The sequence below is a fragment of the Actinosynnema sp. NPDC091369 genome, from assembly GCF_044757065.1.
Classification (GTDB): domain Bacteria; phylum Actinomycetota; class Actinomycetes; order Mycobacteriales; family Pseudonocardiaceae; genus Actinosynnema.
This window is the reverse complement of record NZ_JBIVUG010000002.1, coordinates 27,550-42,124: the sequence shown is the minus strand read 5'-3', so window position 1 is coordinate 42,124 and position 14,575 is coordinate 27,550. Positions and strand designations below refer to the sequence as shown.

Below are 14,575 nucleotides of genomic sequence, written 5' to 3'. Positions count from 1 at the left end.
AACTCCGGCGCAACTTTTTCGAAAGAATAATGTGCGGGTCAGGCGGGAGAACTGATGACAAAAGGTCTGACGTCGGCCGGATCAGTATTCGTGGCCAGTCCGGAATGGGTCGACGAGATCCTGCTGCGCGGCGCGGACGACGATACCTGCCTCTATTCGGGCGGACCGGTCGACCGGGCCGCGCTGCGTCGGCTCGTCGCGCAACGGCAGGCACGCCTGGCGGAGGCGGGACTGCGCGCGGGCGGGTCGCTCGCGCTGCGCCTGCCACCCTCGGTCGCGTACGTGGCCAACCTGCTCGCCGGGTGGCGCATCGGGGCCCAGGTGAGCCTGCTCGACCACCGGCTCACCGCGTTCGAGGTCGACGCCGCGCTGGGCAGGCTCGCACCGCAGGTGCTGGTCGAGCCGGGCCGGATCACGAGCAGCCCGCTGAGCCCGTTCGCGGACGTGGAGGAGACCGTCACGGCCCGCTCCGGCCGTCCCGCCGCGACACCGCACGCGGTGATCCAGCTCAGCTCCGGCTCCACCGGCCCGTCCAAGGTGATCGGCCGCACGGCCGCCGACCTGGTCGCCGAGATCGAGCGGTACACCCGGATCGACGGCGTGCCGCTGCCGGGTGAGCGCATCGTCGTGCTGGCCTCGATGGTGCACGTGCTCGGCCTGGTCGGCGCCCTGCTCTACGGCCTGCACGCCGGTGTCCAGGTCAGGCCGCCCGAGCGGCTCACCGGCGACAGCGTGCTGGACGCGGTCGCGGCCGAACCGACCCCGGCGACGGTGCTGGGCGTGCCGTTCCACATCGGACTGCTCACCTCCGTCGTGGACCCGCCGACCCTGCCGCAGCTCAAGCGGATGACCACCGGCGGCGAAGCGGTGCCCGCCGCGACCGCCGCCGCCTTCACCGGGAAGTACGGCGTGCCGCTGGGCAACATGTGGGGGATGACCGAGGTCGGCGTCATCGCCACCGACCTGTTCGGCGAGCACCGGCCCGCCCTCACCCCGGCGCCCGGGCTGTCGGTCGTCGAACGCGGCGGCGAGCTGTGGGTGAGCCGCCCCGAGGCGCCCTACGTCGGTCTGTCCGACCCGGACCGGTGGGCGGACGGCTGGCTGCACACCAGGGACGCGGGCGCGGTCGACCCGGACACCGGGCTCGTCACCGTCAAGGGGCGGCTGGATTCCCAGGTGTCGGTCGGCGGGCTGAAGGTCGACCTGACCGAGGTGGAGGCGACGTTGGCCGAACTGCCGGGCGTGGTGGCGGCCGTGGTGCTGCACGACGACGTGATCACCGCCTACACGCAGCTCGACGCGCCCGCTACGGCGGCGTCCGTCCAAGCGGCTCTGGCCGAACGGCTCGCCGCCTACAAGAGACCGCGACGGCTGCTGGTCCTCGACGCGATGCCGCGCACCACCACCGGAAAGCTGGTCCGCGACCGCTCGGTGCTCCGCCGGACCGCCCAGGGGGTGGCGCGGTGAGCGTGCCACCCGACCGCGACGACGTCCTGGCGATGCTCGCGAGCCTGGACGGCAGGTCCGCGCAGGACGTCCCCGAGATGATCGAATCGATGGAACTGGCCTGGCTGGTGCACCAGGTCGAACAGCGCTACGGCGTGCGCATGGAACTCGACAGCGGTCAGTACGGCCGCATGACCACCGTCTCGGGAGCCGCTGACGTGCTCCGGGAAGTGATCGGGATGCCTGATGAACATTTCCGGGATTGACCACATCGAGTTGTACGTGGGTGACGCGAGGCAGGCGGCGTTCTACCTGTGCACCGCGTTCGGGTTCACGATCTGCGGTCAGGGCGGACCCGAGACCGGGCTGGAGGGCGGTCGCTCGTTGCTGCTGCGCCAGGGCGACATCCAGGTCGTCCTGACCACCGGCCTGGTACCCGACCACCCCGCCACCGAGTACGTGCGCAAGCACGGTGACGGCGTGGCGGTCGTGGGGATCGGCGTGGACGATGTCGAAGCCGCCTACCGCGGCCTCACCGAACGCGGCGCCGAGCCGGTGTCGCCACCGCGCGAGTACGCGACCGGGGGAGCGGGCGGGCGGGACCAGCGGGTCGTCGTGGCCGAGGTGTCCGGGTTCTCCGACGTGACGCACCGGCTGGTCGAGCGGCACGGCTCGCCGAAGGAGTTCCTGCCCGGCGCGATCGAGGTGACCGAGCCGGAGCCGCACACCGACGACAAGCTGCTGCGGGTGATCGACCACCTGGCGATCTGCGTGCCCGCGGGCGGCCTCGCCCCGACCGCCCAGTACTACGTGGACGTCTTCGGGTTCACCCAGATCTTCGAGGAGTACGTCGAGGTCGGCGGCCAGGGCATGGACTCCAAGGTGGTGCAGAGCCCGTCCGGCCACGTCACCTTCACGTTGATCGAGCCGGATCCGGAGCGCCGGCCCGGTCAGATCGACAACTTCCTGACCTGGCACGCGGGCGCGGGCGTGCAGCACGTCGCGTTCGGCACCGACGACATCGTCAAGGCGGTGAGCACGCTCGGCGACAAGGGCGTGCGTTTCCTCGGCACGCCGGGTGCCTACTACGACACGCTCGAGGATCGGGTCGGCCACCTGGATGCGCCGCTGGACGAGCTGCGCCGGCTCGGCGTGCTGGTCGATCGGGACCACTGGGGTCAACTGCTGCAGATCTTCACCGAGTCGATGCACGTGCGCCGGACGCTCTTCCTGGAGATCATCGAGCGGCGGGGCGCGCTGACCTTCGGCAGCGGGAACATCAAGGCGCTGTACGAGGCGAAGCAGGGCGAACTGTCCGGCACGACGGCAGGCTGAAGGGGAGAGCACCGTGAACGAGTTCGCGCTGACCGAGCAGGAGCGCGCCCTGCTCCCGACCGACGACGAGGTCCGGTTCTACGCCGAGCACGGCTGGTACCTGTCGAAGAAGCTGTTCTCCGACGACGAGGTGGACGAGCTGGCCGCGGCGGTCGACCGGTACTACGCGGGGGAGCGGAGCCGCCTGTTACCGACGCGCCCGCCCCGGCTGGCCTACTGGACGCCCGAGCACGGTGACGTGCAGCGCCACAACGACTACGTGCACTACGAGAGCGACGCGATCGCCAAAGCGCTGCTCAAGCCGCTGATCGGCGCGGTGGCCGCGCGCCTGGCCGAGGCCGACGAGATCCGGGTGTTCCAGTCGACCCTGATCTACAAGCCGCCGATCGCCGAGGAGCCGTCCAACGTCGTGCCCTGGCACTTCGACAAGCACTACTGGTCGTCGTCCTCGTCGGACCGGATGCTCACCGCGTTCGTCCCGTTCCACGACTGCGACGAGGAACTGGGCACCATCACCATGGTCGACGGCAGCCACCTGTGGGAGGAGGTCGGCTCGGACGACAGCGCCACCAAGCACTTCGCCGAGCGGGACCCGGACCACCTGGAGAACCTGCTCACGGCCAACGCGACGCACAACGGCACCCGGGTCACCAAGATCCCGATGATCATTCCCAAGGGCCACATGAGCTTCCACCACTGCCGGACCTACCACGGCAGCGGGCCGAACCGCTCCACCCGGCCCCGCCAGGCCATCTCGCTGCACCTGCAGGACGGCGACAACGCCTACCGCGAGTTCCCCCTGTCGGACGGAAACCTGGCCTTCTACAACCACGACTCCCTCGTGCGGCGCACCCCGGACGGCAAGCCGGACTACGCCGACCCGGAGTTCTGCCCGCCCGTGTGGCGCTCCTGACCGCCGTGGCGGCGCACGTGCCGGACTCCGACGTCGGCCTGTACCGCACGGTGCGGCTGATCCGCCGGTTCGAGGAGCGGGCGGTCGACCTCGTCCGCTCCGGCGACATCATCGGCGGCATCCACCCGTACACCGGGCAGGAGGCCATCGCCGCCGGTGCGTGCGCGGCGCTGCGCCTGGACGACGTGATCACCAGCACCCACCGCGGGCACGGGCACGTGCTCGCCAAGGGCGCCGACCCCGCCCGGGTGCTCGCCGAGCTGGCCGGTCGCGCCACCGGGCTGAACAAGGGCCGCGGCGGGTCGATGCACGCCGCGGACTTCGCGCTGGGCATCCTCGGCGCGAACGCGATCGTCGGCGCCAACGGCGCGATCACCGCGGGCGCGGCCTGGGCCGCCCGGCAGGAAGGCGGCGACCGGGTCGCGGTGAGCTTCTTCGGCGACGGCGCGGTCAACCAGGGCGTGCTGCTGGAAGCGATGAACCTGGCCGCCCTGTGGCGGCTGCCGGTGCTGTTCGTCTGCGAGAACAACGGCTACGCCACCACCCTGACCGTGTCGGACGCCGTCGCGGGCACGATCACCGGGCGTGGTGCGGCGTTCGGCATGCCGTCGGTGACCGTGGACGGGATGGACCCGCGGACGGTGCTCCACGCGGCGCGCGAGGCGGTGGACCGCGCCCGCGCGGGCGGTGGGCCGTCGCTGATCGAGTGCCTGACCTACCGGTTCGACGCGCACCACACGTGGGAGCACAAGGCCCGGGTCCGCTACCGCGAGGACGACGAAGTCCGAAGTGGACGCGAAAGGGATCCGGTGGAGATCCAGGGTGCGCGGCTGGCCGGCGACGAACGGGCACGGGTCGAGGCGGAGGTCGAGGCCGTCGTGGACGCGGCGGTCGCGTTCGCGCTCGACAGCCCGCACCCCGACCCCGTCGGCGCGCTGGACCACCTGTACGCCACCGGGATGCGGGCGCGGCCGGGCGGTGGTGGGTGATGCCGTGGCTGTCCTACCAGAAGGCGCTCAACCGCGCGTTGGCCGACGAGCTGGCCCGCGACCCGGCGGTGTTCGTGCTGGGCGAGGACGTCCGGGTGGCCGTCTCCAACGTGACCGCGGGCCTGCTCAAGCGGTTCGGGCCGGACCGGGTGCTGGACACGCCGCTGTCGGAGCAGGCGTTCACGAGCTTCGCCACCGGGGCGGCGCTGAGCGGGCGGCGACCGGTGATCGAGTTCCAGATCCCGGCGCTGCTGTACCTGGCGTTCGAGCAGATCGTCAACCAGGCGCACAAGTTCTCGCTGATGACCGGCGGCCAGACCCGCGTGCCGGTGACGTACCTGGTGCCCGGCTCCGGGTCGAAGACGGGCTGGGCCGGCCAGCACTCCGACCACCCGTACGCCCTGTTCGCCCACGCCGGGGTGAAGACGGTGGTGCCGGCGACGCCGGAGGACGCCTACGGCCTGCTGGCCACCGCGATCCGAGACGACGACCCGGTGGTGGTGTTCGCACCGGCGGCGGCACTCGGCGTCCGGGTGGACCTCGACTACGAAGGGCTGGCGCCGGTGCCGCTCGGTGTCGGCCGGGTCCACCGCGAGGGCGAGGACGTCACGGTCGTGGCGGTCGGGCACCTCGTGCACGACGCGCTCGCGGTCGCCGAGGAAATGGCCGGTGACGTCTCGGTGGAGGTGTTCGACCCGCGCACGGTGTACCCCTTCGACTGGGACGGGCTGGCCGCCTCGCTGGCCAAGACCGGTCGGCTGGTCGTGGTCGACGACTCCAACCGCATGTGCGGCATCGCGGCCGAGGTCATCGCCACCGCGGCCGAGCGGTGCGACCTGGTCGTGCCGCCCGTCAGGGTCACCAGGCCGGACGGCGCCGTGGTGCCGTTCGCCCTGGGGCTCGACCTCGCCGTGCAACCCGACCGCTCCCAGCTGACCGCCGCGATCGGGAAGGTGCTCAAGCAGTGACGACGGAGGCCCGCATGCCCTTGGACCCGCCGCTCGGGAAGTCGGCCTCCGCGCCGCTCTACACCCTCTCGATCGACCAGGCGCGGGAGGCCGACCTCGCCGCGATCCGGGCGGCGGCGGGCGCGGGCGAGCCGGTGCGCCACGTCACCGATCGGCACCTGCCCGGACCGGGCGGCGACCTGCCGATCCGGGTCTACCGCCCGGTGGACGGGGCCGGGCCGCTGCCCACCGTGGTCTACTTCTTCGGCGGCGGTTGGGCGCTGGGCAGCATCGAGACCTCCGACGAGATCTGCCGCGCCCTGGCCAACGCGGTGCCGTGCCAGGTGATCACCGTCGGCTACCGGCTGGCACCCGAGCACAAGTTCCCCGCCGCCGTGGACGACTGCCGCACGGCCGTCGCCTGGATCGCCGCGAACGCGGCCGAGCTCGGCGTCGACCCCGACCGCCTCGCCGTGGCGGGCGACAGCGCCGGCGGCAACCTCGCGGCCGTGGCGACCCTCGACCCCGGCGGGCCCGCGCTGGCCGCCCAGGTGCTGGTCTACCCCAACACCGACCACCGCGGCGACACGGAGTCCATGCGCGAGAACGACGACCCCGCCACGTTCAACCGCCGATCCGTCGCCTGGTACTGGGGCCACTACCTGGCGAACCCGGACGACGGCCGCGACCCGCGGGCCTCGCCCCTGCTCGCCGAGGACCTGACCGGCCTGCCGCCGGCACTCGTCATCACCGCCGAGCACGACCCGTTGCGCGACGAGGGCGAGCAGTACGCCGAACGGCTGCGCGAAGCCGGCGTGCCCGTGGTCGCGAAGCGCTACGCCGGGGTGGCGCACGGCTTCTTCGCCATGTCGGGCGTGGTGGACGCGGCCCGTGAGGCACGCGCCGAGGTCGCGGCGTTCCTGCGCACCCACTTCGGTGCCGCCCAGGCGACCGGCGCGGTTCTGCGGAGCAGCGCCCGAGCGCCGCTCGAGCACTAGGCTCACCGCGTGCGAATCCTCTTCTCCAGCCTCGGTTTGTACGGCCACACCTTCCCGCTGCTGCCGCTCGCCGTCGCCGCGCGCGAGCTCGGCCACGAAGTCGACTACTTCACCGGCGGGCTCTTCAAGGACGTCCTGGCCGCACACGGCATCGAGCACATCAAGGGTGGCATGTCGCCGCGCAAGGCGTTCGAGTCCGCGATGGCGGGCGTCAAGCCCGGGGCACCGGGTGACGTCGACGCCGAGCGGGTCGCGTTCACGTTCGCCTCGGTGCTGCCGCGCAGCTTCGCCACCGGGCTCGCGCCGGTCCTCGCCGAGCGCAAGCCCGACCTGGTCGTGCACGAGTTCGGCAACCCCGGCGCGGGACTGGCCGCGAAGGCCGCGGGCGTGTCCGCGTTGTGCCACTCGTACGGCCGGATGTGGCAAGAACCCGACTTCGCGGAGCCGGCGCGCGACTTCCTCACCGCCCTCGGCGCGGAGCTCGGCGTCGAGGTGCCCCGGACCGACCCCATGGCGCTGGGTCACCCGTACCTCGACATCTGCCCGCCTTCGGTGCAGAACCCCGCGTTCCTCGCCTCGTCCGCGCACCGGATCCCGTTGCGACCGGTGGCGTTCGCCGCACCGGGGGAGTTGCCATCGTGGGTCGTGGAGCACCGGGAGCCTCTGGTGTACCTGACGTTGGGTACGGCGTTCAGCGAAGCGGCACTGTTGCGCACCGCCATCGACGGCTTGGCGGTGGTGGGCGCGAGGGTGCTCGTGTCCGCCGGGCGGAGGGCCGATACCGAGGCGTTGAGGGAACTGCCGGACAACGTCGTGGTGCTCCCGTGGGTGGCCCAGGCCGACGTGCTGCTCCACGCGGACCTCGTGGTCCACCACGGCGGCGCGGGCACCACGTTGGGAACGTTCGGCGCGGGCGTGCCCCAGCTCGTCCTGCCGCAGGCGGCCGACCAGTTCAACAACGCCGAGGTCGTGACCGAGGCCGGTCTGGGCGACCACCTGCTGCCCGAGGACGTGACCGCCGAGGCGATCACCACCAAGGCGCGGCGGCTGCTCACGGACGAAGCCGTGCGCCACGCGGCCCGCGCGATGGCCGCCGAGGTGGCCGCCATGCCGTCACCGCACGACGTGGCCCGCACGCTCCCCGACTACACCTGAACAGCCGCCGAGCACCGTCCGCCACGCGGCCTGCTCGACTACTACGCACGGCCGGCGCGCGACGACGACGCGACCAACTTCCGCCCCACCCCACCGACCCGCCCGACCCGTGACGCGGTCGGCTGGGTCGGCTCCTGCCTGCACCACGAACCGGGCCCGGTCGCGCCCTGACCAAGGGCCTCAGCCCTCCTCTTCCCCGACCGGTTCCTTGTCGCCAGTCCCGACCGATCCGACCAGCGACGCGGTGTCGAACCACAGGTAGAGGGGCTTCTCCTGGCGCAAGGTGCCGACCACTTCCCCGAACCGCCTGAGCGGGAAGTGGATCTCCGGGCCGTACGCGAGCATCACGTTCGACGGCAGGGGACCGTCGTCCTTGAAGAAGAGGATTCTCCCGATCATGTCGACGGTGCCGGTGACGAAGCAGGCGATGTCGGCTTCGTACTGGGAGTTGTTGCTGGAGTGGACGATCGAGTAGGTGTCGAAGGGCTTCTTGATGATCGCCATGCTGGGTCTCCCGTGTCGCGGAACCTTTGATGCCGTAGGAGTACCGGACCCACATCGCCGATCAGCCGTGCCGCGGGCGATCCACCCGACCGGGCGGGAGTACTCATCCCGTCGACGGCAACCCACCTCACGGGCTGCAACCGATCCGAGCGGGCGTCGGCCGGTTGAGTGGAGTGCGGCCGGACGGCACCGGTGGGACGACCGCCAGGGCAGCTCCCCGTGCCCTCACGGCCGTCCGCACGCGGATGGCTCGCGCGCCCCGATCGGCGCTTAATGGTCAGATGTCCCGTGAACGGCTACCCGAATCGCCCGCGGGCCACGACCACGGCACGGCCCACCGCGGCGGCGACGGGGTCGCGGCCGTCGGCCACTCGGGCGACGACGCCCCGGTCGCGCACGTCCAACGGCTCCAGCGGGCCGCCGGGAACCGGGCGGTCGCACAGCGGTTCGCGGGTGCGGAAGCGGCTGCGAGAGCCGTGGTGCAGCGCGATCCGCCGAACGGCGGCGCGCCCGCACCGGCGCCCACCGCGTCGGCCCAGGCCCTCGACGCCGCGTCGGCCCAGGCCCTCACCAGTGCCGGTGTCCAGCTCGGGGACGACGACCGGGCCGCGCTCGCCCAAGCCTTCCCGCACGGCCTGACGCTCGGCCCGGCACAACCCGTCGTGCTCGGGTTGCGGTTCGGGATGCGCCTCGACGGTTACCGGATGACCTCGTTCCAGGTGCGACCGGCGACCGGTGGCCCGGCCTCTGCGGTGGAGGCGTTCCTGTTCCAGCTGCCGACCAAGGGCCGGGCGATCCTGGTGTCGTCGATCGGCGGTCGGAGCGTGCAGCTCGACGCGGGCACCGGTGTCACCACGAGCGTCAGCGCCCCCAGCGTGCAACGGCTGGTCCAAGCCGTCGGCGCGGTCACCTCGGGCCCGGCGGCCGTGCCGGAGCGGGTCCTCGTGTCGCACGCCGACACCGACCACTACAACGCGGTGCGCGCGCTGATGCAGCAAGCGGCGTTCTCGAACACCGCCGTCGAAGTCGCCCAGCAGCAGCTCCGCACCGCCGAGAGCGGCGCGTGGAAGGTCGCCGGCCTGACCGTCCAGCCGACCCAGCAGCTCGTCGAGATCACCGTGGTCGGCGCGGCGGGCGGCGTGCACGTGCAGCGGCGCGTGGTCGACAACATGGAGCTGATCGAGTACCGCTCGGTCGACGCGCACTCCGACCTCATGCGCAGCGGCACGTCCACCTACAACCGCAACCGGTCCAGCCCGGTCGTCGTGGTGCACGACCTCGTCAGCGGTGAGCGGATGGTGTTCACCGCCGACGCCGAGGGCAGGCAGTTCACCGAGATCGTCAACGCGATCGGCGCGGACGCGTTCCGCCGGGTCCTCGGCGGCCCCGGCGGCAACCTGCGCGTGATGGAAGCGCCGCACCACTTCGGCGAGCAGGCGGGCGCGGACAACACGGCCGGGTTCCTGCGCATGCTGGAGATGGCCTACGAGGCGGGCGGCGACGCGCTCCGGCTGGTCGCGCAGACGACGGCGAGCTTCGCGTCCACCGGTTCGCGGGCGGGCAGCCGCACGTACAACTTCCTCGACACGGCCGGGCTGTCGCCGGAGATGGTGCAGGGCGACCCGTCACCGGCCGGGTCCGGCCGGACCCAGGTCACCAGGGCCCGGGGTCGAGCACTGGACCGCGTCACGGTCGACACCGCCGGCGTGCAGCAGGCGTTGGACGCGATCCAGCGCAGCGACACCCCGCTGCGCCGGGCGTACGGGATGCTCGGCGAGTGCATCGGCCTGCGTGCCGACGCCGAGGCGACGCGGACGGCGCTGGGATCGGCGGGCGCACCGGCCGCGTTGACGTCCTCGGTGACCGCCACGGAGGCCGCGCTCCGCGCCCACGAGACGACGTTGCGCGCCGCCACCGCCCGGTTCTGGGCGGAACTGCACACCGCCGCGAACGCCGCGGGAGGGGTCAACGGAAGCGCCGACCTCACCCAGGCCGTCGCCGAACTCACCCGGATCTCCGCGCAGGTCTCGGCCATCAGGGCCGGCATCGACCAGGCCCGCAACGACCTGGAGGGGCACACCAGGGCGATGAGCCTCTACAGCAGGCTCTACCTCAACTCCATCCAGCTCGTCGCCGCCCTCGAAGCGGAGAACATCGGTCAGCTCTACCGGCACCGCGCCGAGCACATCGACCTGGTCCGCGCGGCACGGGGCGTGCTCGGCGCCTCGGCGGTCGCCGAGCACGTGCGCGGCGCGTGGGAAGCGGTGCGGGTGGACTGGATGCCGCGGCTGGAGGAGTTCACCCGCCAGTCGTCGGCGCGGATCGCGGCGCGGCACCGCAGCGCCGAGTTCCGGGCGGTGCTCGCCGAGTCGCTGACCCGGCAGATGGAGCTGAACGAGGTGGTCGCGCGGGCCGAGCACGCCGGCCGCACCGCGTACCGCCCGGACGGCACGGTGTACACGCCGGTGTCGACGCGGGTCGGCGCGGGCATCCTCGCCGCCATCGAGGTTGTCCGGATCGTGCTGGAGGTGGCCCAGCAGGTGCGTGCCGGTCAGGAGGCGGCCGAGGAGCGGGCGGTGCGCAGCAGCAGGCTCGGCGTCGCCACCATGAACTGGTGGCTGGCCCGCGGTGTGACGCCGCAGCTCGCGCTGGTGTCCCGCAGCGCGTGGTCGGGGTACAACCGGGTCCCGGTGGCCGATCAGGCGGTGATCCGGCAGGCCGCGGCGTCCTCGACGCGGCCTGCGGGCGTGCCCGAGTTCGAGGCGGTGGTGGTGACCGGGATGCCGGGCGCCGACCTGCGACGGTTGCTGCTCCGGATGATCGCGGAGCTGACCTCGTTGGCGGACTGGCACCAGTTCAACGGCGGGTGCCCGAGCGGGCCCGCGTTCCGGCGGTTCGACAACGGCTGGGGCGTCCGGGTGTGGTCGTTCGAGGAGGACCGGTACGGCTACACCCGGCTGGACGACGTCGAGCCCGGGCTCGGCGCGGAACTGGACCGGTTGCACCAGCACCTCGAAGCGGGCCAGCAGACCACGCTGGACGAGGCGGTGCTCGCCGCGGGCCCCGGCCAGGTCCGCACGGCCCGCGACACGGCGTTGTGGGGATCGGACCGGGAAGTGCTCGTCTACAACCAGGCGGGCAACCTGACTTCGGTCGACTTCGACTCCGTGCCACCGCACCTGCTGCACCGCGGCACGGCGGACTGGCCTCCGAACGCCCGCGGCCCACTCGAATCCGTGCGCGCCGCCGACCTCCCCACTTATCGGCGGCTGGCCCAGTTCTACTGGGTGCGGCGCACGGGCAGCACCTCCATGGACCGCAACGGCCAGGTGTCCGACGACCTTGTCGTGGAACTCAACACCGAGGGGCGCGCCTACGTCCGCCCGGGCGAACTGGTGCTGCTGGCCGGCACCGACCCGCACGACGAAGCCCGCCGCCGCGACCAAGCCGCCCGTCCACCGCGATGAGCACGGGCGATGGCGTCGGTGCTCCTCCACCGTCCGAGCCGGGCCGGGCGGCGGACGGTCACCCGCGTGCCGGGGTCAGGGGTGAATCAGGCGGAGGTCAGGGAGACCCCTGATGGCGGGGCACTCGACCGCGGGCAGGCTGGACGCATCAACGAACGTCCGCTGTCCGAGGAGAGTCATGAACGAGTTCCAGCCCGAGTCCGCCCGCGTCACCGTCGACACCGTGGTCAACGCTGTTCGCGGACTGGTCGGCGAGGGCTTCAACCGCCGCGTGGTCGTGCGTGACAGCAAGGAAGACGTGGTGCTGGAGGTGCCGGTGGCCCTCGGGTTGGTCGCCGCGCTGGCCGCTCCGGTGGTGACGGTGATCGGTACCGGCGTCGCGCTGGCGAGCAAGTGCGGTATCACCCTCGAGAACCGCGACCAGCCCGACCACCGGCCCGCGACCACGGTCGAGACCGAGCAGATGTAGTCCGGTGACGGTCGGGTCAGGCGAGCTGGGTGATGGTGATGGCGGCGGGTCCGCTGGTGCCGGTGACGCCTTCGGGGGTGAAGCACTGAGCCGGTGTGGTGTTGAGCAGCGCCGCGGTCATCACGACGGCAGCTCCGGTGAACCTGCCCGCCGTCACCGTGCCCTGGTAGACCACCACGACCTCGTTGGCCGGGCGCAGGACGACCAGCCCGACCGCGGCCACGGTGGTGGTCTCACCGGTGTTCCAGGTGATGGTCACCGTGATGGAGACACCACCGCCCAGGCACGACACCAGACCGTTCGCCGCGAGCGCGTACCCGCCGGAGGTGATGGCGGGTGACCCGCTGGAGACGCAGGAGCCGTAGTCCGCGCTGGACGCGATGGAGACGACCCGGGGCTGCGCGGTGACCCCGGGCTGGTAGGTGTTGGCGCCGCTGCCCACGCACGACAGCAACTCGACCTCCGCGGCTTGGGCCGCGGGCGCGGCGGACACCACCGACATGGCGACGAGGACGCCCACGAAGGCCCGCCTCGCCGCCGACACCAGTTCACCGATCTTCGCCGCCCTCATCGGAGCACTCCTCGCTTTTGCGACTTCCACCGGATCGCACTGTAATCGCGTGGTGGCGTGCCGAACGGGCGAAATGCGATGACACTTTCCGTCTGCGCCATCGAGGGCGGAACCGCAGATTTCGTGACCGCGAGTTCCGGGCTGCCGGACGTCGCAACAGCAGGCCCGACGATTGCGGGCAGGTATCACACCGTGCGGTGATCCTTTGCTCGCCGTCCATTCGGGGGAGGTTGGCGGACGGTGTCGGACAGTGGAATCGCGGATTACCGGGTGCGGGCGACGGGTGCCGATCCGACGGTCTTGCGACCCGGTTCCGCTGTCCGGCCGACACCGCCGCGGGCGCGCGAGGGTTACCGTTGATCGATCCAGTACCACTTCAGGACATACTCGCAACGGAGCGATCATGCCCGACTTACGCGCGTCGCTGGCCGTGTTGGCGCTAGCGACTGCCCTGCCACTGGCCACCACTCCCGCGGCGGTCGCGTCCGCCACGCACGTCATCGCCGAACTGCCGGGCGTCGCGGGCCTGCCCGACAACCTCAGCTACCACCCCACCGGTGTCAACGACCTCGGCCAGGTCATCGGCAGCGCCCAGGGCGACGGGCCGACGCGCGCGGTGCTGTGGGCGCCGCGCGGCGGAGCGACCGACCTCGGCCCCGGTCTGGCCGGCGCGATCAGCCAGAGCGGCAGGGTGCTCGGGTTGACCTCCGACGGCGTGCCGGACACGCAGAAGCCGTGGGTCTGGTTCGCGGGTCAGCGGACGGCCATCACCCCGCCGGGAGCCGCGTGGGCGCGGGCGCAGGTGATCAACGACGACGGCCGCGTGCCGATGTCGTACGCCACGTCGCCCCGGGGCGAGGAGCACCTCGCCCTGTGGGACGGCGAGCGGCACGTGCAACTGCCGGTGTCCGGTGATCACGTGTCGGCGTACGCGATCAACGACGCCGGTGTCGTCGCGACGAGCTACGCCTTCGCCTCCTTCCAGGAGTTCGCCGCGCTGCGCTGCACCGACGGCGAGTGCACCAAGCTGGCACCGGGTCCGGGCTACGGCACGTACGACCCGGAGGCGATCAACGAGGCCGGTGTGATCGTGGCCAACCGGGGCATGGTGGCGCTGCGCTGGGACGGTGAGGAGGTGACCGTGCTGTCGGAGAACGGTCGGCTCGCCCACGGCGAGCAGGCCCTCAACGAGCGCGGCGACGCGGTCGGCTGGGTGCTGGAGGGCGGCACGTCCCGCGCGGTGCTGTGGCCCGCCGGCGGCAAGCAGGTCGACCTCGGCCTGCCGGGCAACTCCGTGGCGACCGCGATCAACGAGCGCGGCGACATCATCGGGCACGCCTCGTCACCGGACTACTCGTCGAGCCGCGTGTTCCTCTGGCGCGACGGGCAGCTCACCTACCTCGACTCGCTGGGCGGCGCTTACAGCACGCCGGTCGCGCTGAACAACCACGGCGTCGTGGTCGGTCGCAGCACCACCGCCGACGGCATGTGGAAGGGCGTCCGCTGGACCCCGGTCGCCACGACCCCGTCCCGCTGACGCCCGTCGGCCGCCCCGGGGCTCGCGGCCCAGGGCGGCCGGTCAGGCGCGTTGCGGTGCAGCCGCACGGCGTTGCCCATCGCCATGGTCATCGAACTGACCTGGGACACGAACACCGAGGAGGCTCGACCATGTCGGCCTCGGCCAGGGCGGTCGACGTCGACGGTGCCTGACCACCACGCCAGGCTCCGACCCACCCCTGCTGCAGTGCCTCCGCGCCTGCCGAAATCGCAGGTGAGCGGCT

13 protein-coding genes are annotated in these 14,575 nt (G+C 72.1%); 11 read left to right on the top strand and 2 right to left on the bottom strand.

Going from position 1 to position 14,575, the window contains the following annotated elements:
* The first annotated feature begins 90 nt into the window (after positions 1 to 90).
* From ACIQMJ_RS08590 to ACIQMJ_RS08555, 8 genes are read left to right on the top strand one after another with little or no spacing between them, the layout of a single operon-like run.
* Positions 91 to 1,467: a class I adenylate-forming enzyme family protein gene (locus tag ACIQMJ_RS08590; protein WP_499760314.1), complete on the top strand. Its 1,377-nt coding sequence runs from the start codon at positions 91 to 93 to the stop codon at positions 1,465 to 1,467.
* On the top strand, positions 1,464 to 1,712 hold the full coding sequence (locus tag ACIQMJ_RS08585; RefSeq protein WP_499760313.1) for a hypothetical protein: 249 nt from the start codon (positions 1,464 to 1,466) through the stop codon (positions 1,710 to 1,712). The genes ACIQMJ_RS08590 and ACIQMJ_RS08585 overlap by 4 nt, the downstream gene beginning before the upstream one ends.
* Complete coding sequence (gene hppD / locus ACIQMJ_RS08580; RefSeq protein WP_499760312.1) at positions 1,693 to 2,781, top strand: 4-hydroxyphenylpyruvate dioxygenase; 1,089 nt, start codon at positions 1,693 to 1,695, stop codon at positions 2,779 to 2,781. Before ACIQMJ_RS08585 ends, hppD begins: the two co-directional genes overlap by 20 nt.
* Before the next feature lie 13 nt (positions 2,782 to 2,794).
* The gene (locus ACIQMJ_RS08575) at positions 2,795 to 3,694 is read left to right on the top strand and encodes a phytanoyl-CoA dioxygenase family protein (RefSeq protein ID WP_499760311.1); all 900 of its coding nucleotides are present in this window, start codon (positions 2,795 to 2,797) and stop codon (positions 3,692 to 3,694) included.
* The gene (locus tag ACIQMJ_RS08570; RefSeq protein WP_499760310.1) at positions 3,682 to 4,683 is read left to right on the top strand and encodes a thiamine pyrophosphate-dependent dehydrogenase E1 component subunit alpha; all 1,002 of its coding nucleotides are present in this window, start codon (positions 3,682 to 3,684) and stop codon (positions 4,681 to 4,683) included. Before ACIQMJ_RS08575 ends, ACIQMJ_RS08570 begins: the two co-directional genes overlap by 13 nt.
* Complete coding sequence (locus ACIQMJ_RS08565) at positions 4,683 to 5,651, top strand: alpha-ketoacid dehydrogenase subunit beta (protein ID WP_499760309.1); 969 nt, start codon at positions 4,683 to 4,685, stop codon at positions 5,649 to 5,651. Before ACIQMJ_RS08570 ends, ACIQMJ_RS08565 begins: the two co-directional genes overlap by 1 nt.
* Positions 5,652 to 5,665: 14 nt before the next feature.
* Positions 5,666 to 6,628, top strand: a complete 963-nt coding sequence (lipP1, locus tag ACIQMJ_RS08560; RefSeq protein WP_499760308.1) for a LipP1 family hormone-sensitive lipase — start codon at positions 5,666 to 5,668, stop codon at positions 6,626 to 6,628.
* Between the two features lie 9 nt (positions 6,629 to 6,637).
* Positions 6,638 to 7,783, top strand: a complete 1,146-nt coding sequence (locus ACIQMJ_RS08555) for a glycosyltransferase (protein ID WP_499760307.1) — start codon at positions 6,638 to 6,640, stop codon at positions 7,781 to 7,783.
* Between the two features lie 180 nt (positions 7,784 to 7,963).
* On the opposite strand, the gene ACIQMJ_RS08550 is transcribed toward ACIQMJ_RS08555, so the two are convergent.
* Positions 7,964 to 8,287, bottom strand: a complete 324-nt coding sequence (locus ACIQMJ_RS08550; RefSeq protein ID WP_499760306.1) for a hypothetical protein — start codon at positions 8,285 to 8,287, stop codon at positions 7,964 to 7,966.
* Positions 8,288 to 8,568: 281 nt separating this feature from the next.
* Between ACIQMJ_RS08550 and ACIQMJ_RS08545 the strand changes: the two genes are divergently transcribed.
* Both ACIQMJ_RS08545 and ACIQMJ_RS08540 read left to right on the top strand, forming a co-directional pair.
* Positions 8,569 to 11,754, top strand: coding sequence for a hypothetical protein (locus ACIQMJ_RS08545; protein WP_499760305.1), 3,186 nt, complete (start codon positions 8,569 to 8,571; stop codon positions 11,752 to 11,754).
* 178 nt (positions 11,755 to 11,932) lie between these two features.
* Positions 11,933 to 12,223 carry a DUF4342 domain-containing protein gene (locus tag ACIQMJ_RS08540; protein ID WP_499760304.1) on the top strand — a complete coding sequence of 97 codons (291 nt, stop codon included), beginning with the start codon at positions 11,933 to 11,935 and terminating at the stop codon, positions 12,221 to 12,223.
* 16 nt (positions 12,224 to 12,239) lie between these two features.
* Here the strand turns inward: ACIQMJ_RS08540 and ACIQMJ_RS08535 are convergent, their stop codons facing one another.
* Positions 12,240 to 12,794 carry a hypothetical protein gene (locus tag ACIQMJ_RS08535; protein ID WP_499760303.1) on the bottom strand — a complete coding sequence of 185 codons (555 nt, stop codon included), beginning with the start codon at positions 12,792 to 12,794 and terminating at the stop codon, positions 12,240 to 12,242.
* A gap of 403 nt (positions 12,795 to 13,197) precedes the next feature.
* On the opposite strand from ACIQMJ_RS08535, the gene ACIQMJ_RS08530 reads away from it, so the two are divergent.
* Positions 13,198 to 14,331 (top strand): hypothetical protein, encoded by a 1,134-nt coding sequence (locus tag ACIQMJ_RS08530; protein ID WP_499760302.1) that lies wholly within the window; start codon positions 13,198 to 13,200, stop codon positions 14,329 to 14,331.
* The last annotated feature ends 244 nt before the right edge of the window (positions 14,332 to 14,575 follow it).